The sequence below is a fragment of the Lentzea sp. NPDC102401 genome (assembly GCF_044765805.1).
Taxonomy (GTDB): Bacteria; Actinomycetota; Actinomycetes; order Mycobacteriales; family Pseudonocardiaceae; genus Lentzea; species Lentzea sokolovensis.
The window spans coordinates 154,174-175,392 of record NZ_JBIWKS010000002.1; the positions used below are offsets into that span (position 1 = coordinate 154,174).

At 69.9% G+C, this 21,219-nt stretch carries 21 protein-coding genes; 3 read left to right on the forward strand and 18 right to left on the reverse strand.

The genetic code is table 11. The features are described from left to right. Positions 1-25: 25 nt before the first annotated feature. From ACIRG5_RS06735 to ACIRG5_RS06755, 5 genes are all read right to left on the reverse strand, one after another. Entirely contained in the window at positions 26-1,387 is a 1,362-nt protein-coding gene (locus ACIRG5_RS06735; protein WP_402901265.1) for a tryptophanase, read from the reverse strand. A 106-nt stretch (positions 1,388-1,493) separates the two neighbouring features. Beyond that, positions 1,494-2,678, reverse strand: coding sequence for a tryptophan dimethylallyltransferase family protein (locus tag ACIRG5_RS06740; protein ID WP_402901268.1), 1,185 nt, complete (start codon positions 2,676-2,678; stop codon positions 1,494-1,496). Between the two features lie 288 nt (positions 2,679-2,966). Continuing rightward, complete coding sequence (locus ACIRG5_RS06745) at positions 2,967-3,923, reverse strand: lysyl oxidase family protein (RefSeq protein ID WP_402901271.1); 957 nt, start codon at positions 3,921-3,923, stop codon at positions 2,967-2,969. Next, positions 3,899-5,233: an NAD(P)/FAD-dependent oxidoreductase gene (locus tag ACIRG5_RS06750; protein ID WP_402901273.1), complete on the reverse strand. Its 1,335-nt coding sequence runs from the start codon at positions 5,231-5,233 to the stop codon at positions 3,899-3,901. The genes ACIRG5_RS06745 and ACIRG5_RS06750 overlap by 25 nt, the downstream gene beginning before the upstream one ends. Then, complete coding sequence (locus ACIRG5_RS06755) at positions 5,233-6,057, reverse strand: glycosyltransferase (protein ID WP_402901274.1); 825 nt, start codon at positions 6,055-6,057, stop codon at positions 5,233-5,235. The genes ACIRG5_RS06750 and ACIRG5_RS06755 overlap by 1 nt, the downstream gene beginning before the upstream one ends. Positions 6,058-6,427: 370 nt before the next feature. Between ACIRG5_RS06755 and ACIRG5_RS06760 the strand changes: the two genes are divergently transcribed. After that, the gene (locus ACIRG5_RS06760) at positions 6,428-7,738 is read left to right on the forward strand and encodes a sugar transferase (protein ID WP_402901276.1); all 1,311 of its coding nucleotides are present in this window, start codon (positions 6,428-6,430) and stop codon (positions 7,736-7,738) included. Positions 7,739-7,827: 89 nt separating this feature from the next. After that, complete coding sequence (locus ACIRG5_RS06765) at positions 7,828-8,955, forward strand: putative glycoside hydrolase family 15 protein (protein WP_402901279.1); 1,128 nt, start codon at positions 7,828-7,830, stop codon at positions 8,953-8,955. On the opposite strand, the gene ACIRG5_RS06770 is transcribed toward ACIRG5_RS06765, so the two are convergent. Genes ACIRG5_RS06770 through ACIRG5_RS06820 form a run of 11 tightly spaced genes read right to left on the reverse strand, consistent with a single transcriptional unit; the run spans position 8,936 to position 18,894 of the window. Next, positions 8,936-10,033 (reverse strand): glycosyltransferase family 4 protein, encoded by a 1,098-nt coding sequence (locus ACIRG5_RS06770; protein ID WP_402901282.1) that lies wholly within the window; start codon positions 10,031-10,033, stop codon positions 8,936-8,938. The two genes, ACIRG5_RS06765 and ACIRG5_RS06770, sit on opposite strands and share 20 nt — an antisense overlap. Beyond that, positions 10,030-11,094 (reverse strand): glycosyltransferase, encoded by a 1,065-nt coding sequence (locus ACIRG5_RS06775; RefSeq protein WP_402901285.1) that lies wholly within the window; start codon positions 11,092-11,094, stop codon positions 10,030-10,032. The genes ACIRG5_RS06770 and ACIRG5_RS06775 overlap by 4 nt, the downstream gene beginning before the upstream one ends. After that, complete coding sequence (locus ACIRG5_RS06780; protein WP_402901288.1) at positions 11,091-12,491, reverse strand: oligosaccharide flippase family protein; 1,401 nt, start codon at positions 12,489-12,491, stop codon at positions 11,091-11,093. Before ACIRG5_RS06780 ends, ACIRG5_RS06775 begins: the two co-directional genes overlap by 4 nt. After that, the gene (locus ACIRG5_RS06785) at positions 12,488-13,738 is read right to left on the reverse strand and encodes a glycosyltransferase family 87 protein (RefSeq protein WP_402901291.1); all 1,251 of its coding nucleotides are present in this window, start codon (positions 13,736-13,738) and stop codon (positions 12,488-12,490) included. Before ACIRG5_RS06785 ends, ACIRG5_RS06780 begins: the two co-directional genes overlap by 4 nt. Further along, on the reverse strand, positions 13,735-13,866 hold the full coding sequence (locus ACIRG5_RS06790; protein WP_402901293.1) for a hypothetical protein: 132 nt from the start codon (positions 13,864-13,866) through the stop codon (positions 13,735-13,737). The genes ACIRG5_RS06785 and ACIRG5_RS06790 overlap by 4 nt, the downstream gene beginning before the upstream one ends. Then, on the reverse strand, positions 13,863-14,105 hold the full coding sequence (locus tag ACIRG5_RS06795) for a hypothetical protein (protein ID WP_402901294.1): 243 nt from the start codon (positions 14,103-14,105) through the stop codon (positions 13,863-13,865). The genes ACIRG5_RS06790 and ACIRG5_RS06795 overlap by 4 nt, the downstream gene beginning before the upstream one ends. Continuing rightward, positions 14,102-14,956 carry a hypothetical protein gene (locus tag ACIRG5_RS06800; RefSeq protein ID WP_402901296.1) on the reverse strand — a complete coding sequence of 285 codons (855 nt, stop codon included), beginning with the start codon at positions 14,954-14,956 and terminating at the stop codon, positions 14,102-14,104. The genes ACIRG5_RS06795 and ACIRG5_RS06800 overlap by 4 nt, the downstream gene beginning before the upstream one ends. Beyond that, positions 14,953-15,981 carry a glycosyltransferase gene (locus tag ACIRG5_RS06805; protein ID WP_402901299.1) on the reverse strand — a complete coding sequence of 343 codons (1,029 nt, stop codon included), beginning with the start codon at positions 15,979-15,981 and terminating at the stop codon, positions 14,953-14,955. Before ACIRG5_RS06805 ends, ACIRG5_RS06800 begins: the two co-directional genes overlap by 4 nt. Beyond that, positions 15,963-17,135: an O-antigen ligase family protein gene (locus ACIRG5_RS06810; protein ID WP_402901301.1), complete on the reverse strand. Its 1,173-nt coding sequence runs from the start codon at positions 17,133-17,135 to the stop codon at positions 15,963-15,965. The genes ACIRG5_RS06805 and ACIRG5_RS06810 overlap by 19 nt, the downstream gene beginning before the upstream one ends. Next, complete coding sequence (locus ACIRG5_RS06815; RefSeq protein WP_402901303.1) at positions 17,126-18,070, reverse strand: polysaccharide deacetylase family protein; 945 nt, start codon at positions 18,068-18,070, stop codon at positions 17,126-17,128. Before ACIRG5_RS06815 ends, ACIRG5_RS06810 begins: the two co-directional genes overlap by 10 nt. Beyond that, complete coding sequence (locus ACIRG5_RS06820) at positions 18,067-18,894, reverse strand: hypothetical protein (RefSeq protein WP_402901305.1); 828 nt, start codon at positions 18,892-18,894, stop codon at positions 18,067-18,069. Before ACIRG5_RS06820 ends, ACIRG5_RS06815 begins: the two co-directional genes overlap by 4 nt. 124 nt (positions 18,895-19,018) lie before the next feature. Here ACIRG5_RS06820 and wecB point away from each other — a divergent pair, with 124 nt between their 5' ends. Next, positions 19,019-20,122, forward strand: coding sequence for a non-hydrolyzing UDP-N-acetylglucosamine 2-epimerase (wecB, locus tag ACIRG5_RS06825; RefSeq protein WP_402901308.1), 1,104 nt, complete (start codon positions 19,019-19,021; stop codon positions 20,120-20,122). A 46-nt stretch (positions 20,123-20,168) separates the two neighbouring features. Here the strand turns inward: wecB and ACIRG5_RS06830 are convergent, their stop codons facing one another. Further along, positions 20,169-20,489, reverse strand: a complete 321-nt coding sequence (locus tag ACIRG5_RS06830) for a hypothetical protein (protein ID WP_402901311.1) — start codon at positions 20,487-20,489, stop codon at positions 20,169-20,171. 68 nt (positions 20,490-20,557) lie between these two features. Continuing rightward, positions 20,558-21,211 (reverse strand): Crp/Fnr family transcriptional regulator, encoded by a 654-nt coding sequence (locus ACIRG5_RS06835; RefSeq protein WP_402901314.1) that lies wholly within the window; start codon positions 21,209-21,211, stop codon positions 20,558-20,560. Positions 21,212-21,219 lie beyond the last annotated feature (8 nt).

Below are 21,219 nucleotides of genomic sequence, written 5' to 3' on the forward strand. Positions count from 1 at the left end.
TGTGCGCCAAGGGCTTCAGCTGTTCCTAGGGCTTGATCTGCTCCAGCCGGCAGCGGAACGGCCTGAGGATCGGCGGCACCTCGGTGAGCCGGTAGCCGGGCACCTGTTCGGGATCCTTGGCGATCCCCGCCAGCGTCTCCGCCACGTACTCCAGGTGACTGCGCGTGTAGACGCGGCGCGGGATCGCGAGCCGCACCAGTTCGAACGGCGCGGGCGTGATCAGGTTTCCGGCGGAGTCGATGTCCCCGAGGTAGAGCGAACCCACCTCGGCACACCGGATTCCGCCCGCGAGGTACAGCTCCGACGCGAGCGCGTGCCCGGTGAACCTGCTCGGCGGGATGTGCGGCAGCAGCCTGCCCGCGTTGAGGTAGACCGCGTGCACGCCCGCCGGCCGCACACTGTCCACACCGGCCTCTCGCGCGCAGTCGGCGAGGTACGCGGTGGCCTCGGCCCGCTCGCGCAGGTACATCGGGTCGGTGACCTCGAGCAGACCCTGCGCGCACATGTCCAGGTCTCGCCCGGAAAGCCCGCCGTACGTGCTGAACCCCTCGGTGGCGATCAGCAGGAGTTCGCACTGCTTGGCCAGGTCGGGGTCCTGCAGCGCGAGCATCCCTCCGATGTGGACGATGCCGTCCTTCTTCAGGCTCAGCACGCACCCGTCGGCGAGCCGGAACGCCTTCTTCGCGACCTCACGAGGAGTGTGGTCGCGGTACTTCTCCTCCCGCTGCGTCACGAGCCACGCGTTCTCGGCGAACCGGGCCGCGTCGAGGATGAACGGCACACCGTGCCTGCGACACAACTTCTTCACGGCCTTGAGGTTCGCCATCGACACCGGCTGCCCGCCGCCGCCGTTGTTGGTGATCGTCATGAGCACCAGGCCGACGTCCTCGGGACCCTCCAGCAACTCCTCGAGTGCGACGAGGTCGATGTTGCCCTTGAACGGCTCGTCGCTGTCGAGGTCCGCGAAGGCCGGCGACGGCAGGTCCCGCACCACGCCGCCCGCCAGTTCGACGTTCGCGCGGGTGGTGTCGAAGTGCGTGTTGCTGACCGAGATCTGCCCGGGTTTCAGCAGCGAGCCGAACAGGATCCGTTCCGCCGCCCGGCCCTGGTGCACGGGGAGGATGTGCTCGTAGCCCGTGAGTTCCTCGGTCACCTCGCGGAACCGGAACCAGGAACGGGACCCCGCGTAGGTCTCGTCGCCGCGCATTCCCGCGGCCTGCTGCTCGGCGGACAACGCGCCGGTGCCGGAATCGCTCAGCAGGTCGATCGTGACGTCTTCCGCCGTGAGGTTGAACTGGTTGTACCCGGCGTCGGCGTAGCGGCGTTCCCGGAACTCGCGGGTGGTGATGGGAATGGGCTCGACGACCTTGATGCGGTACGGCTCCACGACGGGCCTTTCTTCGGTGCGGCGGAAGTGGTGCGGTTCGGAACGTCGCCGGGTGAATTCACGCTCAGCAGGGCACCTCGCGGCGCCGACGGGCCGGGCCGCGCCACTAGACAGTCAGTGCTTTGGCGCGGGATGGGGTGACGTCGTACGCCTCGGACGACAGGTAGACCGAGACTCCCGGTTTCGGCCTGCCCAGCCGCAGCGACACGTGGGCGATCAGGCCCACACCGTCACCGAGGGGGCGCTGGACGAGGCTCGCGAGCGCCATGACGAACGGCGCCGGGTCGAACCCGCACCTGGCCATGATCGCCAGGACGCGCTCGCAGGCTTCGAGGTCGTCCTGCACGTAGTCGCGCACCGGGATGTAGAGGGAGTAGCCGCTGGGCCGCTCGGTGTCACCGGACAGGAAGGTGTAGCTCGACATCAGCGGACGCCGGGAGAACGGTCCCGCGCCTCCGCAGGCGAGTTCGCAGACGTCCGCCAGGAGTACCGGGTCGACGTCGGGGACCGCCGCCGCTGCCGCCACCACGTCCGCGATCACCGCGTCGTCGTGCGACACGTAGGTCTTCACACGTGCCTGGTTCTCGTCCGTGAGGTCGAGGGCGAAGAACGAGAACCGGTCCAGCCCGTCGCGCCGCAGCCCGTGCTCCGAGATGGCCGGGAGCGCCGAGCTCAGGCCGAGCCGGGACAGTCCTTCGCCGACAAGGGCGGTCGCGCTCTCACGGCCGCGCACGTCGGGGTTGAGGTAGACCTTGATCGCGGGCGGCGTCTCCGGCCCGACGATCAGCGAGTACCAGAACGCGAACGCGCCCTGCGGGTCGTCCGGCAGGAACAGATCGCGCACCCGGTCGAGCTGCCCGAGGTTCAGGCCGCGCCGCCGCGCCAGCCGGTCGAGCACGCCGAGCGCCGCCTCGAGATTGGCGCGCGGACCGGGTTGTTCGGCGAGCGATTCGACGATCATGCGGACGACCGGTCGTTCGTTTTGGGCCAAAGCCACCGAGAATTCAACGGGGGTGTGGTCGTCGGCGACATTGGAGGTCCAATGGGGAACCGCGGACAGGGGCAGTCTGCAACCAGGGCCCAATGCTTCACCCAGCAGTTTTGTCGCGCTTTGCGCCGAGTCCGCTAAACCGACGGCGCGAAGGAGGTCGCGTAGTTGTCCGATGGCGAAATCGTGCAGGGAGACGGCTGGCGCGCTCAAGATGGGGCACTCCTGATCGGGCCGGTAATCCGGTCGGTTGCAATCCTGACGGGGTGGAATCGCAACGTGAATTCTCTCAACCAGCCACATGCCCAGGTCAAGAGCCAAGGGGGTTGCGTGCGACACTCTGCGCTGTGATCAAGATTGCACCACTCGGTCTATTGACTTGATCGCTCTCTGCTGTCTTCGTGCGCAATTGTGTCTGCGGGTATGAGTGTGCTATGCGTGATCGTCAATGGTGTCGCAGAGTGAAGGATTGTGCTAATCGCGGGCATTGTGGTATTGCGTTCGTTTGCGGCCCGTTTGTCTCGGTACAAAAGAAAAACGGGGGTGCCCGCATCGCGGAACACCCCCGTTCGGGGCTTGTTTCGACACTTCTCAGCCGTACGTCTTCGCGCACCGCTCTTTGCCCGGACAACTGCGGATCATGCGCACCGAAGGCGCCTCGCCGATCCTGTCGGGCGGGTTCGCCGCACCGTCCGGCCACTGCACGGAGATCGCGATCGACGCCGCGTTGTTGTCGTAGTTCTTCTCCAGCAATGCGCGGTCGGAGTTCACGACGTTGACCACGTCGTAGATGCCGGACTTCACGTGCGTGAGGTCCAGCCACTGGAAGTCGACGTCGTGCTTGTAGTCGTCGCCGGAGCCGACGGAGATGCCGAACATGACGTCCACAGCGGACGGGTTGTGGTGCTCGCACATGTGCCCGTCCAGGCGTTCCGCGAGCTTGCCCTCCGGGCTGTCCGGATCCGTGGGCCGGTGCTCCAGGTCGTCGGAGACGGTGTAGCGGTCGCCGATGCAGAACCCGTTCTTGCGGTCGGTCACGACCACGCCGCCGTCGGGGGTGCGCAGCTGGAAGTACTCGAAGTTGAGCAGGTGCCAGTGCGTGTGCGTGGGAGCGGGCTCGTAGTACGCGCTGGAGTTCGTCTCGCGCCGCGCCTCGTTGTAGGAGCCCGCGATCGAACCGTCCACACCGGACTGGATTGCCTGACGCACGTTCATCGTCGGCGTGGACGTGCTGTCGCGGTGCGCGTGCAGCAGCAACGGGCCGTCGCCGACGTTGTCGATCGAGGTGGTGAACCGCAGGCGGACGGCCTGGGCGGTGCCGCCGCGGTACATGCACTTGCCCCGTGCCGCCGAGGCGTCCTCCACCAGGCACACGTCCCAGGCACGGCACAGCAACGGGGAGCCGTCGTGGCCACCGGGACAGCCGATGGGCGCCTGGCGGAGATCGGGCAGCAGCGGCGCGGGATCGGCCTGGACGTGCTGCGAGGAGACGAGGTTGACCGCGGTGATCGTGAGTGCTGCGATCACCGCGCCGATTCTGCTGACCATGCGGCGTTCTCCTGGGTCGCGGAGCTCCTGGCGGCGCGCAGGAGCGTGTCCGTCACGGAGTTGGAGAGCTCGACGCTGGAGTTCCAGCTCGTGACGTCGGGGTAGACGTGGGCCGTGGTGGCGAGCAGCAGCCGCGTGCCGGGGACCTCGACAGCCGGCCGCTTCGTGAGATACCCCAGTGGGTACACCGGTTCGACGAACGGCGCCTTGAACACGCGCACCTCGTCGACGTCGTCCGGCTTGAGTCCTTTGTGGATGCTCAGCAGCTGCTCGGTCCAGCGGCGGGCGATGCTCTCGGAGTCCTCGCGGTACAGCGCGGACTCGCGATCGGTGTAGTGCATGACGTACACGAGATGCCGGTCGCCGTAGCGCTGCGAACCGGTCAGCGGGGTCATCTCGATCACGCCGTCGAAGTCAGTGCCGCAGCGCAGCACCGGCGCCCAGTAGTGCCCGGACAACGGCTTGCGCAGGAAGAACAACGTGTTGACGACACCCTGGTACGGCAGCTGGACCTCGGGCAGCCGCGGTGCCAGCTCGGCGTCCGCGATGGCCCGCAACGCCGGCAGCGGAACCGTGGAGACCGCGTGGTCCGCCTCGATCGTCTCGCCGTCGGCCAGCGTCACGACCACCCGGCTCGCCGAAGCCTCAAGCCTGCCAACGGGAGCGGAGACGCGGACCTCGCCGCCATGAGCCTCGATGGAGGCCCTCAGCGCGTCGATCACGCTCTTGTAGCCACCGGCCGGGTAGCCGCGGACCGCCTCGTTGCTCTCGCGGCCCAGGCGCTGCCACACGTACAGGGCGGGCACGTCACCGAACGCGGAGCCGAACTTCGCCCCGAACATCGGCGCGAGCAGCATCTCCCAGATGGTGTCGCCGTACAGGCCGCGCAACCAGTCCTCGGTGCGCAGGTTGTCGAGGTCCTTGCCCTTGCCCAGCCTGCGCAGCAGCAGCGAGACCACGCCGAAGCGGATCCGGTTCACCAGGCTGAGCGGCCGGAACCGCAGCAGGTCCAGCGCCGAGTTGAACGAGCGGTGCTCGCCCTCGACGATCATGCCCATCGTGGTCGGGTTCCAGCCGACGCTCTCGCGCAGGCCGACCTCGTCCAGCAGCGCCAGCAACGCCGCGTCGGTCGGCATCACGCAGTGGTAGAAGCGTTCCACCGACCGGCCCTGCGACGTGAAGAACGTGCCGAGGCCACCGAGCTGGTCACTGGCTTCGAGAAGCGTCACCGCCATGCCCTCGCGGGCGAGGCGGTGCGCGGTGGCGAGGCCGCAGATGCCCCCGCCGATCACGACGACCCGCGCGGTCATCAGAGCTTCCGGAACGGAACGGGCGCGAGGCGGTCACGCGTGAGCAGGAGCAGGTACTGCTTGAGCGTGCGGCCGAGCCGGAGCTTGCTGGCGCCGGGCTTGCGGTCGTAGCGCAGGTGCAGCGGGATCTCGCTGACGATCGGCCCGCAGTGCCGCAGCTTGAGCAGGAGCTCGACCATGCAGGCGAACCCGCGTTCCTCGACCAGGCGCTCGCCCCAGTGCTCGGTGGCGCGGCGCAGCAGGCTCACCCGATAGGCGCGGAAGCCGCTGGTGAAGTCGCGGACGCCGTCGAAGTGCAGGATCTTTCCGAACACGACGCGGGCGCCGCGCGAGAGCAGCCTGCGCCACTGCGGTGCCGTCGAGTCGTCGCCGCCCGAGACGAAGCGGGAGCAGATGACGACGTCCGCGCCGGCCTTGATCTCGGCCAGCATCGCGGGGAAAACACCGGGGTCGTGGGTGTCGTCGGCGTCCATGACGATCAGGACGTGCTCCGGCGAGGCCTCGGCGAGCACGGCCCGCAGTCCCGACTGGACGGCCTGGCCGAGCCCGAGGTTGACCGGGTGGGTCACCAGGCGGACGTCGAGCCCGCGCACGCCGGTCACGCTGGCGGCGGTGCCGTCGGACGAGCCGTCGTCGACCACCCACACGGTGATCCGGTCGGCGAGATCGGTGCCGGCGATGCGCGCCAGCAGCGACGGAAGCGCCACCGCCTCGTTGTAGGCGGGCAGGACGACGTGCACATCGCCGCACGTGCGGATCGGCTTCTGCACGATCGCGACCGGTTCGCCGGCGGAATGCCGGATGCCGTGTTCGTCGACTCTCACGCTCAATGCCCCCTCTTCGGTGGCTCGTGGTTGGTGGCGTGAATTATTGACACGGCGTGCTAAAGCTTTGAGGCGGCCCTGGGTGAGTTCAGGGCAGGAACAACGTCGAAACCTCACCAACTGCGTTCACGCGGGACACAGAAGAGGGATATTGATACCCGAAGAGATGATTTATCAGCGCTCATTCACTCTTTCGTGCACTCCTGCGGCCACAACTCCTTCGATCGGATGATTTTCCATGAGGCGATTCTCGGCGGTTGCCGTTCCAGCAGCTCCCCTTCCCGCGCGCGAGGCTGAGCACAGACGCCCTTCGCAGCGCCCCCTCAAACCGTCGTCGGTCCGCCGAGACCTGCTCAGCCGGGTGAACGCGGTGGCGGTCCTGCTCGTCCTCGCCGACACCGCGGTGCTCGCCGCCGTGTGCGTGCACCGGGGTCTTGGCTGGGGCTGGAGCACCGCGGTCGTGGCCACGATGCTCACGATCAGGGGAACGTGGCGGCTCTACCGGCGGCGACTGTGGTTGTCGTGGCTGCAGGACCTGCCCCGGTCCGCGGCGAGCACGGCGCTGGCGTTCGCGCTGCTGTCCGGCATCGGTCTGGTCAGCGGCTCCGACGCGGCCGACCTCGCCGCCGCGCAGTGGGCGATGCTCGCGTTCGCGCTGGTCATCGAGCCGGTCCGGTGGTGCGTGTTCGCGTTCGGCCGGTGGTGCCGCCGCAAGTTCGACCGCTGCGACCGCACGATCATCGTCGGCGCGGGCGAGGTCGGCGTGAACCTCGCGCGGACCATGCTGGAGCACCCCCAGTTCGGCCTGCGGCCCGTCGCGTTCGCCGACTCCGGCCCCGATCCGGACCGGCAGCCGCCGCTGCTCGAGGTCGTCGACGGCGACCTGGCCGACGCGATCGTCCGGCTCAAGGCGGGCACCGTCGTGCTCGCGTTCTCGCACACCCGCGACTCGCCGCTGGTCGAGGCCGCGATCACCGCCCACCGGCTCGGCTGCTCGACGCTCGTGGTGCCCCGCATGTACGAGCTGCACCCGGACGGCCCCGGCATCGAACGGCTGCGCAGCTACCCGCTGATGCGCCTGGGCACCGCGCCGACCAGCAGGCCGACCTGGTGGATCAAGCGCGCCGCCGACCTGCTGCTGGCCGCGTTCGCCCTGGTCGTGCTGTCCCCGGTGATCGGGCTGTGCGCGCTCGCCGTGCTGGTGGAGAGCGGCCGGCCGCTGATCTTCCGGCAGGTTCGCGTCGGCATGGACGACCGCACGTTCACCCTCTACAAGATCCGCAGCGTCCGGCAGTCCGGCGAGGACGACTCGCAGGTCAAGTGGTCCGTCGTGGGCGACTCGCGGGTCGGGCCGGTCGGCCGGTTCCTGCGCAGGACGTCGCTCGACGAGCTGCCCCAGCTGTGGAACGTCCTGCGCGGCGACATGTGCGTCGTCGGGCCACGCCCGGAGCGTCCTGGTTTCGTTCGCGAGTTTTCCGCTATTCACGAGCTATATTGGGCGCGCCATCGCGTTCCGACCGGCTTGACTGGACTAGCCCAGGTGCACGGTCTGCGAGGTGACACTTCAATCGCCGACAGGTCTCGATACGACAACTACTACATCGCGAATTGGTCGTTGTGGCTCGACCTGAGGATTCTACTGATGACAGCGGGTGAGTTGTGTTGTCGGAGAAATCGCTGATACGTCGATTCGCCGCTGTCGCTCTCGTACTTCTTTCGAGTGCATGTGCGGTCAGTGCCGCCGAGTCGGACCCGATCATCACCGGGCCGGTGCCGAAACCGATGGCGCCCTGCGCGTGGTGGTACGGCATCGGCGACTCGCCCTCGTCGTGGGAGATCCGGGCCGCCGCGAAGCACTACGACGTCGTCGTGCTCAACGCGTGGGAGACCTCGGCCATGCGCAAGCTGCACGAGCTGAACCCCAGGGTCAAAGTGCTGGTGTACAAGGACTTCTCCAGCACCCGCAACTACTACGGCGCGGTCGAGGGCGATCGGGACGCCCGGTACCTGCCCACCGGCGTCGGTTACGTCGCCGCCGAGCAGAAGCAGCCGGGGTGGTTCGCGATCAGCACCCTCGGCCAGCGCATCGAGTGGGACGGCTACCCGAAGCACTGGCAGATGACGGTCTGGGACCCGGCCTACCAGGAGGCGTGGGCGGACGCCGTGGTCGGCGAGGTGCTGCGCGAGGGCTGGGACGGCGTGCTGGCGGACAACGACTTCAGCTCGCTGCGGTACTACTCGCCGTCGATCATCGCGGGCACCGCCGACGCCGCCGGGACCGACCGGCTGCTGCGCGACGGCCTCGACGGCATGCTCCAGCTCACCGGTGACGCCCTGGAGAAGGCCGGGAAGATGCTGGTCCCCAACGTGTCGGAGTCGCAGCTGACACCGGGCAGGTGGTCGGCGCACTCCCGGTACGCGGGCGCGATGGAGGAGAACTTCGGCCTGCAGGGCGACGACGGCACCGGCGAGCTGATCACGTTCCAGGGCAACCAGTTCAAGGAGCAGCGCGCCCAGGCCGCGCTCGGCGAGTCCTGGCTGCTGCTGGTCACGCACACGAAGTCGGACAAGGAGGAACGCGTCGGGTACGCCTCGGCCGCGCTCCTCGCGAGCCCACACACGTGCTGGACCAGGGCAGAGCCGGACTACAAGAACCCGTACTGGTCGCTCTACCAGGACGCACGGCTCGGCGAGGCGATCGAGACGGCCAACCGCCTGCCGAGCGGCGTGTGGAACCGCCGCTACTCGGGCGGCTGGGTGGCCGTGAACCCGACGAAGACCTCCGTGCTCCTCACTCCTCCGCCGGGTCTCGTGACGCTCAAGGGCGAGGCCGTGCCCACCCAACTCGACGTGCCGTCAGCCGACGCGGTCGTGCTGGTCAACGGTCCGAAACGGTGAGCTTGCGGTAGAGGTCGAGGTGCCGCCGCGCGCAGACCTCCGCGGTGAACCGCTCCCGTGCCCTCGTCGCGAGCCGATGTCCGGTGCTCGCGGGGTCGGGGTCGGCGAACAGCGCCTGCAGCCGTGCCGCGAGTGCGGGCACGTCGCCGGGCTTCGGGCAGTCGTCGCCGGGAACGCCCAGCATGTCCGCGACGCCGCCGGTGTCGGTGGCGACGACGGGTTTGCCCGCCGCCATGGCCTCCGCGACCACGAGCGGCTGCTGCTCCATTGTGGACGGCAGCACCAGTGCGTCGTGCTCCAGCAGCAGTTCGGGGACGTCGCTGCGGAATCCCAGGAACTCGACCCGGTCCGCGAGACCTCGGCGCGTCACCCTGCCCTCGGCCTGGAGCCGGAGCGGGCCGTCGCCGACGACCGTGAGCGTCGCGTCCTCCGGCATCGTGGTCTCCAGCGCGTCCAACAGGTTCAGCAGACCCTTGCGTTCGACGAGCAGGCCCACGAACACGAGTTTGCGCACGGGCTTGGTGGGCGGGTTCGCGGCGCCGACCTCGACGCAGTTGTCGATGTGGGTCATGCGGTGCGGGGGCACGTAGAGGCGTTCGCGCAGGAACCGGCCCATCTCCCTGGCAGGCACGACGGTCCGGTGCACGACGCGGGCGACGGCGGCGTCGGCGGCCAGCACCGCCCTGGTGTAGGGCGGGGGAGGGGTCGCGCCCCGGATGTTGCGGAACCACGGCTCGGCCACGTCGTCGGGCACGCCGTGGTAGGTGTGCACGATCTTGGTGCCGGTGGTGGCGAGCGCGGCGCTGACCAGTCCGGACCGGCGGTCCTGGGCGTGCACGACGTCCGGGCGCCAGGCCTTGAGAGCGGCACGTGCCTGCCGTGCGGCGGCCATGTCCCCCTTGCGCATCACCAGGGTCTCTTCGAAGAACGGGTCGATCAGCTCGGCGCCACGCCGGGGCCGCGGGCCGAACACGCGCACCTCGGCGTCGCCCGACTTGGCCAGCGCGGCGGCCAGGCGCACCGTCACGTCCACCGGGCCACCGCTGTCCTGGGTGAGCAGGTAGGCGATCCGTGTCATCGTCGTCCTTCCTCGGAGACCAGGGTCTCGGTGAGCGTCACGATCTGGTCCGCCATGCGGTCGCGGTCGAACAGGGTCTCGGCCCTCTGCCTGCCGCGTTTTCCTTCCGCGGCAGCCAGTTCCGGATCCGCGAGCCGGAGCGCAATCGCTTGCGCCAGGGCTTTCGTGTCGCCGGCGGGGACCACTTCGCCCGCGTCGCCGAGGCTTTGCTCGACGCCTTCGACGTCGAACGCGACCACCGAGCGTCCGCAGGCCATGGCCTCCAGCGGCACCAGCGCCATGCCTTCTGCGCGGGACGGCAGGACCACGACGTCAGCCTCGGCGTAGAAGTCCTCGACCTTGTCGCTGTGGCCGTGCCAGCGGGTGTTCGGGTGTGGGGTGGCTTGGAGTTGTGCTGCCATCGGGCCGTCGCCGACGATCAGGAGTTCGGCGTCCGGGACTTTCTCGAGCACCTGGGGCCAGGCTTCGAGCAGCAGGTCCTGGCCCTTCTGGTGGGCCAGCCGTCCGACGCACACCGCTGTGGGGGTGTCGTGGGTTTTCGGTCGGGGGCTCAGGCGTTGGGTGTCGACGCCGTTGCAGACGACCTCGGCCCGTGCGGTTACTCCTGCCGCGCGGCCGGCTTTGAGCTCGTCGTCGCTGACGCACAGGAGCACGGTCGTCCAGCCTGAAGCCTTGGCCTCCCAGAACCGGCAGGCTCGGCTGAGCAGTCCGGTGGCGACGCGGAACGACCACAGGTGGGGCTGGAAGATCGTCGGGGTGTGGCCGCGCAGGACGAGCCTCGCCAGGCCTGCCTTGGAGCTGTGCAGGTGGACGACGTCCGGCTGGAGGTGTCGCAGGATCTTGCGGAGTTTTCGCAGCTCTGAGGCGGTGCGCGGTCCTGGTGTCCTGGTCGCCCGCCAGGGGTGGAGCGGGATTCCGGCTTTGGCTGCTTCTCGGGTGAGCCAGCCCGGCGGGCAGGCGATGCTGACGTCCCAGCCTCGTTGCCGCTGGGCCTGGGCGAGGTTGAGGACCACGACGGCGACTCCGGCCTCGACCGGTTGCGTCACGTGGACGATCTTCACGCGCGCTCCTTCAGTCCGATGAGGACGGTGCGGTTCAGGGGAAGGGTGATCGCGCAGTAGGTCGCGAGCAGGACCAGGCCGGTGGCGATGAGTCCCGTGATGGTCCTGGTTTCCGGCAGGAGGGTGCTGATCGCCGTACAGGCGAGCGCGGCACCGATGACGCTCGTCGTGGCCCGGAACGGAAGGGGGAACGTCAGGCCGTTGCGGGAAAGAACCAGCCAGGTCACCGGGACCAGCAGCCAGACCACGGCGAGTTGGGTGAGGGCGACTGCCTGGGGTCCGAGCTCGGTGGTGAACGTGAGCGCTGTCAGCAGTGCGACGAGGTGGGTGGCTTCGAGGGCGAGGTACTGGCGGGCGTGTCCGGCGGCCCTGATCACCTGGTACCAGACGTGCAGCAGGCTCAGGCCGAGTCCGTAGCCGCACAGCAGGACCAGGATCCGTGCCGCGTCCGCCCACTGCTCGCCGAGGACCACGATGCCGTGCGCGGACAGCGCCGTGACGACGTACAGGCCGCCGGTGATGGTGAGGGTCGCGATGGTGAACCGCTGCAACGTGGCGGGCAGGTTCTGGTTCTGTCCATTTCGGACCAGTTCGGCGCAGATCGGGAACAGCACGCCGCCCAGCACGACCGCGATCATGATGTACGGCACCCAGGCGATGCGGAAGGCGAGGCTGTACCCGCCCACTGCCTGGGGCCCGAGGACGTGGCCGATCGCGAGGTAGTCGACGTTGATCAGCAGCACCGCGATCAACGCGCCGGGCCAGACGACCACGAGCCACTTCGTCGCTTCGGTCGCGGCGTCACGATCCCAGACAGGCCGGATCCGTGCTCCGGCGACGGCGGCGAGCACGGGTTGGGCGACCGCCGTGCAGAGCAGACCGAGGACCAGCGCCGTGGGCCCGGTTCCGTTGGCCGCCAGGGTGACGGTCACGACCGCGCCGACGAGCATGCCGCCCGCGTCGGGGAGCATGCGGCGCCGGAAGTCGAGGTCGCGGTGCATCAACGCCATCTGCACCCCGCCCGCCGCGGTGAACGGCAGGGTGAGCGCCGCGAGCCGCAGCATCCCGGCGGCCTGCGGTGCGCCCAGCGCGGTGGCGATCGGGTCGGCGGTGGCGATGATGATCGCGGTGAGCGTGACTCCGGCCGCGATGCTCATCGTGAGCACGGTCCCCGCAGTCCTCAGCGGATCTCTTGCGGTGCGGCTGACGATGTCGTAGACGCCCATCGCCTGGATGACCTGGCCGATGTTGACGATCGACACGACCAGCGCCACCGCGCCCAGGTCGGCTTCCGTGAGGAACAGGGCGAGCGCGAGGGTCACCACGATCTGGCTGCTCTTGCTCACCAGGTTGACCGCGAAGAGCCACAACGACCCCCGCACCGCCACGTCGGTCATGCGCTGCGCCGCACGTGTCGTATCGCGAACGCCGTGAGGATCACCCAGGCCGCGACGACCGCGACCCCGTCCAGCGTGACAGCGGCCCGAGCGCCCAGGAGACTCTTGACGGCCGTGTCGACGAAGTAGAGGTGCGCGAACGGAACGGCGAGCAGCAAAGTCGCGACCCCGGCCCATCGCCAGTGGCTGTCCCTCCGCTGCCGCCAGCACACGACGGCCAACGCCGTCATCGCCGGCACCGCGATCAACACATCGCCCGGCTGGTGCACGAGCGCGACCACGATGCCAAGGCAGGTGAGCAGATCAGCCGCCTCGGCCCCGTTCTCGGTCCGGTCGAGCTTGCGCGCCAGAAGTGCCGTCACCGCGAGAACCCCGCACAACGCCAGCAACTCCGCCGCGGGCGGCAACCACCCGGTGCTGCGGAAGAACACCGCCGGCAGGTCGACGCGTTGTGCCGTCATGGAGTCGACCGCGCCGTATCCGGTGCTGCTGGCCCACTCCAGGTTCCGCTTGATGACGTCGAGGAACTCGCCGATCCCGCCGCCCCTCACGACGAGCAACCCCGCCACCGGCAAGCTCGCCAGCGCGGCGATCGCCGTCCCCATGAGCGCGACCTTCCGGTCACCCCGCACGAACAGCAGCAGTGCCAGCGGAAGCCCGAACTGCGGCTTCAGCCAGGCCAGCGCCAGCGCCGCCGAAGCCCAGCCCGGGCTCTTCGTGCGCAGCAGCAACGCCCCGGCCGCGCCGACCGCGATCAGCGGGTTGACCTGCCCGACGTACATCTGCGCCTTGCCGACCTGACTCGTCACCAGCAGCGTGCTGATCACGACCGTGCCGCCGATGATCGGCAGCCGTGCCCGCCCCGCGGCCATGACGGCGAGGCCGATCAGAAGCATCAGGCACGCCAACGCGAACGCCACCGCGCCCACCCGGTAGTCCGGCAGCGCGAACGGCAGGTGCAGCACCAGGTGGTAGGGCTGATAGAGGTTGAAGTTCTGCCGCACCGGCCAGTGTTCGAACATCACCGCCGGGTCGTACGGGTTGCCGCCGTCGAGGAACTCGCGGATGGGGAAGTACAGCGCGTCCCGGAAGTCCTGCATGCGCTCTTCCGGCAGGTTCGCCTCGGAGGGCAGCGGCACCTCCCACGACGGCCTGAGCGCGCGGACCGCACTGACGACGCCGGCGAGGGCGACGAGGGCCACGCCGATCGTCCTGGCGAGCCCGGCCCGGTTGGTCGTGGTGATCATCGCGCCACCTCCAGGACGACGGAGGTCGCGGCGAGCGCGGCCAGTGAGGTGAGGCGGGCCGTGGTGATGAGCGAGGCCGGGAGGTCGTTGCTGCGCAAGAGGACGCTCCAGCGGGGTGGGGTCGTCACTCCGGCACCACCGCCAGCACGACCGACGTCACCGCCACCACGGCGACTGCGGCGAGCGCAGCCAGGGCGGTGAGCCCCGCCACCGTGAGCACGGCCCTCATCCGGATCGATTCGGACTGACCGGCCCCCTGGGGGGATTCGGCCCCCACTCCTGTCGTCTCAGGCAGGTCTGACAATTCCGGATCGGCTTCGGCGGCGAGGCCGGTGTCCAGAGCCGCGGACTTGGGCGTCGCGATCATGCCAGCACCACCGCCACCAGCACCGACGACGCCGGCAGCACCGCAAGGGCCGTCGCCAGGTCGTGGCGCCGCGCCCGGTCGGTCGATGCCACCGCGATGACGGCCGAGCCGTCCGCGGGCTCGGAAGCCTTGTCCGGCAACGCCCGCGCGAGCGCCTCGGCACGCTCCACCAGCGACGGGCTCACCGCCAGCACCCGCACCGGGCGAGCCGCCGCCACGCACAACGCCGTCAGACGGTCAGCAAGTTCGGGATCATCACCGGTGGTGACGACGACCGGGTGCGTGATGCCCGCACCAGAGAGCGCAACCCGCACCGTGTTGCCGCGCAACCGCCGCAGCGCCACGACGGCCACCCCGGCGATCACCGCCGCGACCAGGGCGAGACCCGTGGCGAGGCGCCAGTCCGGCGTCACCTGGGTGGTCTCGGGACGCGGGTCGAGGAGCCGGAACTTGGCGGCGGGCGCCAGCAGGTCGGCTTCGATCACGGCCTGAGCCACGGCGGTGACGGCGGCCGAGGCGTGGGCGGCCGAGTCGGCGCGCACCGAGATCCGGGCCACGCCGGACGCCGGGACCAGTTCGACGGCGATGGCGTCGGACAGGCGGTCCGGTGTCGTGCCCGCTGCGGCAGCGGCCACGTCCAGCACGGACGGGCTGCGGACCAGCTGCACGACGGCCGGGGTGGCGAGGGAGGTGACCTCGCCGAACTGGGCGCTGTCGGACGCGGACGGGGTGGCGAGCAGGGTGAGTCTGCCCTCGGTCACGCCGTCGCGCAGGGCGACGGCCAGCAGGACGGCGGCGCCGACCAGAACGGCGGCCAGCAGGCCCTCCAGTACAGCTCTCGGAGCCTTCATCGTCCCTCCAGGACGGTACGCAGCAGTTCGTCGTAGGACTTCATCAACGTGTGCGCGTCGGCCGAGCCGTCGTGAGCGGCGGCCACCGAACGCGCGGTGGGGGAGTAGAGCAGGCCGCGCAACGCTTTCGCGGTCTGCGACGGGTTTCGGCGCGGGACCAGGACTCCGCCGCCGCCGGACAGGACCTCACGCACTCCGTCCACATCGGACGCGACGATCGGACGGCCCGCCGCCAGCGATTCGAGGAGCGCGATCGGCATGCCCTCCCAGTCGCTGGTGAGCACGGTGACGTCCGCCGCCTCGAGCAGGTCGCGGACGTCGGTGCGGGTGCCCAGGAAGCGCACGCGGCCGGGCGCCGAAGACTCCAGCGCGGAACGCAGGCTGCCGTCGCCGGCCAGCCACAGTTCGGCGTCGCCGGGGATCTGGGCCCACGCGTCGAGCAGCACGTCGTGCCGCTTCTGCGGTTCCAGGCGGGCCGGGCAGAGTGCGACGGGCACGTCGAGCGGGGTGCCGAGCCGGGCACGCACGGTCGCCCGGTCCGCCGATGGCACCGAAGGGAAGGCCGCGTTCGGGATCACGACCACGGAGTCGAGGCCGGACAACCGCTGGGCGGCGGCCGAAGCGACCGTCACGACGACGGTCGACACCCGCCGCAGCACCCGGACGGCACCGGGCACGTCGGCGGAAGCCACGCCGTGGAACACCGTCACGACCGGTCGTCGCGGCGAGGCGAGGCGGGCGACGAGCGACGCGGAAACGTTGTGCGCCAACACCACATCCGGCCGAAACCGGCGCACGGTCGCCCGCACCGCCCACGTCGCGCGCAGCACACCCAGCGCGGAGCGGCGCGCCACCGGCACGTCGAAAACCGGCACCCCGGCGGCACGCAACGCGTCGGCGCGGAACCCGCCGCCGCTGGCCACCGCCGACTCCCAGCCGACGTCGCCGCCCGCGAGAGCCATGCCGGCCACGAGCGCCTCCGCACCGCCCGCGCCCATCTCGCTGATCACGTGGAGGACGCGCATCGACTCTCCTCAGAAGAACGCCGCTCGATCGCGACCGCGATGGCGACGAGCGACCACAGGGGCAGGTAGTACTGCTCGGACAGGAAGATCGAGGCGACCAGCACGGCGATCAGCGCCGCCTGCACGGCCACGGCCTCACGCCGGTCCGCCACGCGCCGCAACGCTCGTTCACTGGAGACGAAACCGACCGCGATCAGTCCGACCAGCAGCGCGAACCCAGGAACCCCGAGCTCGGCGGCGACTTCGAGGAACAGGTTGTGCGCCACCGGGGTCTGCTCGTCGATCTCCGCGTTGTGCCCGGCCGCCGCGTACTCCTGGCGGAACCCGCCGGGGCCGACGCCGAGCACCGGGTTGCCGGCCAGCATCCGCGACGCCGCCTGCCAGCGCAGCATCCTGGTGTCCGCGTTGGTGCCCGCGATGTGGCTCTTCTCCTGGAACGCCCGCGACAGCTCGGCCTGGGCCGTCGACGCGAACACCAGCGCCGCCACACCGGTGACGGCCGCGGTGACGACCACCGCGCGGACCGGCAGCCCGCGCCGCACGATCAGCCACACCAGCGCACAGGCCAGCGCGATCCCGCCGCCACGGGAGAACGTCGCCGCGGCACCGGCCAGCAACACCGCGCCCAGCAACAACAACACGATCCGCGACCGCCCCCTCGCGGGCAGCGCGACCAGCAACGGCAGCGCCGCCACGAGGAAGAACGCCAGGTCGTTGGGATCCTCCAACGGCCCGGTGGCGCGCAACGAGCCGCCGACGACGCTGAACACCCCGCCGGCCGCCGCCACGACCGCACCGGCGACCGTCGCCGCGAGCAACGCGCGGACCGGCACCTCTCGCGCGGCCACGTCGGCGAGCACCACCGTCATCACCAGGAACGGCACCCACCGCACCAGGTACTCCAGCGTGAACGGCTCTGCCTCGTGCACCGCGGACGTCGCCAGCAACACCACCGCCAGCAACGCGATCAGCAGGTGCAGCGGATGCGGCGCCGGCAGCCGTCGTTGCCGGTACAGCGAGAACAACCACACGCCGATCAGCAGCGCGGGCACGACCTTGGCCGACTGCCCGTGCACCTGCAGCAGATAGCCCTCCAGCGGGGCCAGCGCCACCGTCCCGCAGGCTAGGACGCGCAGCAGGGCGGTCAGCCACATGCGACCGGATCCCGTTCGCGCAGCCGGGAACCCGCGACCCGCTCGACGTGCTCGCCGGTACCGACCACGTCGAAGTGCTTGCGCAGCAACGACAACACCCAGCCCAGCAGCGCGACCTTCGCAGCTCCCGGCAGGGCCATGCCGGGGAAGAACTCCATCCCGGGCGCCTCCGCACCCGAGAGCACGTCCGTCGGATGCAGCAGCAACGACGGGGAGGTGTTGCGCGCCAGGCACAACCGCAACGCCGTGCGGAAGTACCCGCGAGCCAGCCGGGGCGAGATCTGGTGCAGCTGCAACAGGTACGCGCCGTGGATCGGCACCCGCAGCAACGGCATCGTCGTCACCGGCAGTTCGATCAGCCCGTTGTCCCGCCAGCGGTACGCGGTGTTGGGAGCCCGGACCTTGCCGAAGCCACCGAACAGGTCCTCACCGCCGTCGGTCGAACCCGCCGTCCGGTTGTGGTAGGCACGAGCCAGCGGTCCGATCCAGGTCGGCAGAACGCTGGCGTCGTACCGATAACCGCGCCGCGCGAGCACGTCGAGCAGGGCGGGCGTGACGCTGTAGCCAGGACCGCGGAACCCGATCGGCTTCGGAGCTCCGGCCGCCATGATCGCCTCCTCGGCGCGCATGACCTCCTTCTCGACGTCCTCGTCGGAGAACCGGTGCAGCCAGGGCTGGTGCCAGAACGAGTGGTTCGCGATCTCGTGCCCGGCCGCGGTGATCGACGCGACGGCCTCGGCGCCGTCGTCGCGTTCCGCGTCCGCGCCGACCACGAAGACCGTGGTGGTCAACCGGTGTTCGCCGAAGACGTCCAGCAGGCGCGGCACCGCGGACGGCAGGAAACTCGGCCTGCTCTCCCACCGCGAGTCGCCGTGCGTGCGCAGGTACGCCCACAGGTTGTCGAGGTCGAGCGAGACACTGGCGACGGGCTTCATCGCTCACCTCTGGCGGAGACCAGTTCGGCGGCGGGCTTCGCTACCGACCCGAGCACCAGCACGCCGGACACCACCAGCAGCACGCCCAGCACGACCCACCACTCACGCCCGGCCGCGATCTGGTCGCCCATCAGCGCGAGCCCGGCCACCGAGCCGATCACGACGGTGGTCGCGTCCATCGACGCCACCGCGGACGTGGCCGAACCGCGCTGCAACGCCGTCGCGAGGCACGCCTGCCCGACGAACGCGGCGATCACCATCAGCCAGGTCAACGGGTGCAGCACGAGGTCGAGCACCGGCTTGCCGGCGACGGTGCGCGCGGCCACCGCGACCACGGCGAACGCGATTCCGGCGAGCACCGGCGTGACGGCCTTGAAAGTACGGGCCAGCGGCAGCACCGCCAGGGTCAGCAGCCCCAGCACGACCAGTGCGGGCACCAGCGGGAGCTCACGGGCCGTCGACGGCGCCGCCGCACCCGTCAGCAACAGCAGACCGCACGCCATCACCACCAGCACCGCGATCTCGACGCGCCGGATCCGCCAGCCGAGCAGCAGCACGCCGATCACGGTGGCCAGGCCGACCGCGCACGACGACCCCGCCTGCACCAGGTAGAGGGGCAGGTCCTCACGAGCCAGGAACGCGAACAGGAAACCGCCGACCTGACCGGTGAACCCCAGCAGGTAGACCTGGTCCGCGGCGAGGCGTGCGAGCAGGCCCACGCCGGTGCCGGGACGAACGCCCGCCCTCCGCGCGGCGACGGTCTGCGCGACTATCCCCAGGCCGTAGAGGACAGTGGACACCGCAAGTGCCAGATGACCGGACATGAGCGCGGACACTACGACACGCCTGTGCCGCAACACTTTCGAGCGATATCCCAGGCAACTCTTTCGGGTGAATGCCGGTGAGATTCGATCGGATTCGTCAAGATCGATGAAGTACCTTGCCGCGGTGCGGGAAACGAACATCGTGACGATCGTCTGCGGCACCAGGCCGGAACTGATCAAACTCGCGCCGCTCGTCGAACACTTCGGCAGCGCGTGCACCATGATCTACACCGGCCAGCACTACGACCGCTCGATGTACTCGCTCATCCGCCGCGATGTGCCGGAACCGGGCGGCTTCCACGAACTGCGGCTGGGCGGCCTGCGCCGGGGCGACCAACTCGGCCGTGCCGTCTCGGCCGTGGACGAGGTGCTGGCCGCGGAACGCCCTGCCGCCGTGATCGTGCAGGGCGACACGACCTCCGCGCTCGCCGGCGCGCTGGCGGCCAACGCCTGCGACGTGCCGCTGGTGCACGTGGAGGCGGGCCTGCGCAGCTACGACCGCGCGATGCCGGAAGAGCACAACCGCGTGCTCATCGACCACCTCTCCGATCTCTGCTGCGCGCCGACGTCGTTGAACCGCACCAACCTCCTGGCAGAAGGCGTCGCGGACGGCCGCATCGCCGTCACCGGCAACACCGTCGTGGAGGCACTGGCGCACGCGTTGCCGTCCGCGGACGAGGAGGACGTGGTCCTGGGCGACCTCGGCCTCAAGCACGACCGCTACGTCCTCGCCACGATCCACCGCCCGGAGAACGTCGACGACGCGGGCAACCTGGAGACCGTTCTGCGCGAGCTCGGCCAGCTGCCACTACCGGTCGTGCTGCCACTGCACCCGCGCACCGCGCAACGCGTAGCCGCCTTCGGTCTCGATCACCTGCTGCACGGCCTGCAGGTGATCGAACCCCAGCCGTACCGGACCTTCCTGGCCCTGGCGCACGGATCCGCGGTGATCGTGTCGGACTCGGGTGGCATCCAGGAGGAGGTGAGCGTGCTGAAGCGCCCCGTCGTCGTCGTGCGGCGCAGCACCGAACGGCCGGAGATCGAGGGCACGTTCGGCACGCTCGTTCCTCCCGGCCCGCTGGTGGGCGACTCGGTGCTGGCGTGGCTGGACGACGTGGAAGGGCATCGCGCCGCGCTGCGGGAGATCCCGTCCCCGTACGGCACCGGCTTGCCGTCAGAACTCATCGCCTCGGCCGTGCGCACGATGCTGGCACAGCCGGGCAGGTGAGCTGGGCGGTGTGGCCGCGCCCCCCTTTGCCGCGGCCACACCTGTTTCAGAGCCGCACCAGCTTCATCTGCTGGCCCGGTTCGGCCTCATCGGCGGGAGGTTCTTCTCGCGACGGCAGGCGCAACGCCCGCCCGGTCACGACGACCGACTGCCAGGTGTCCCACACGGCGATGAGCGCCGCGGACAGCACCACCGACGCCGCGACCGCGAGCACGCCGTCGTCCTCGAGCAGCACCACGGCGGCCACGACGGCCCACAGTTCGACGCTGGTGAAGATGACCGCGAACACCACCCGTTCCGTGTGCTTGCGGCGGGCGCGCGCCATCTGCTTGCGGGAGTTGGGTTCCGGCAGAGTGTGGCGCTTCATGACGGCTCCTGGTGAGTGCTCGGTGTCCTGTGCACCAAGGGAATCGCCTTCGGGCCGGAACGTGTGCGTCAAATGCCACAGAGGGAGCGCAGTTCGTCCTCACGTAGAATTTCTATGCTGGTGCGGTGAGTGGCGATGATCCCCGCGTCCCGCAACGTCTTCAACGCCCGCACCGCCGTCTCGCGGGAGATGCCCGCGATGCCCGCGAGCTCGCGCTGACTGAGCGGCACCGTCGTGATCATGTCACTGGTACCCCGATGCGCGAGGTCGAGCAGCACGGCGCCCACGCGGTGCAGTGAAGGGCCGACTCTCAGATCCTGCTGATCGCCCGTGGCCCGCTGGCGCGACACCACGACGCACAGCACCGCCCACACGATCCGCGGGCGCTCCTCGCACAACCTCTTCAACGCACGAGCGGAAATCACCATGCCGCGCACGGCATCCACGGCGGTGAGGGTCGCGGAACGCCGCCCGCCGTCGATGGCGGACATCTCACCGATGATCTCGCCGGGCCCCCGGACGGCCAGCACCGTCTCCTCGCCGCTGAGCGTGAACCGGCTGACCCGCACGCGGCCGTGCGACACGACCAGCATGTTCCGCGACTTGTCACCCTGGTGGCAAATGACCACGCCAGGCTCGAACGCCACGCGGGTCGCCGCGGCGCGCAGGGCCGTCTGGTCCGTGTCGTCGAGCATCTCCCAGAACGACTGGTCGATCCCCATGCTTCCAT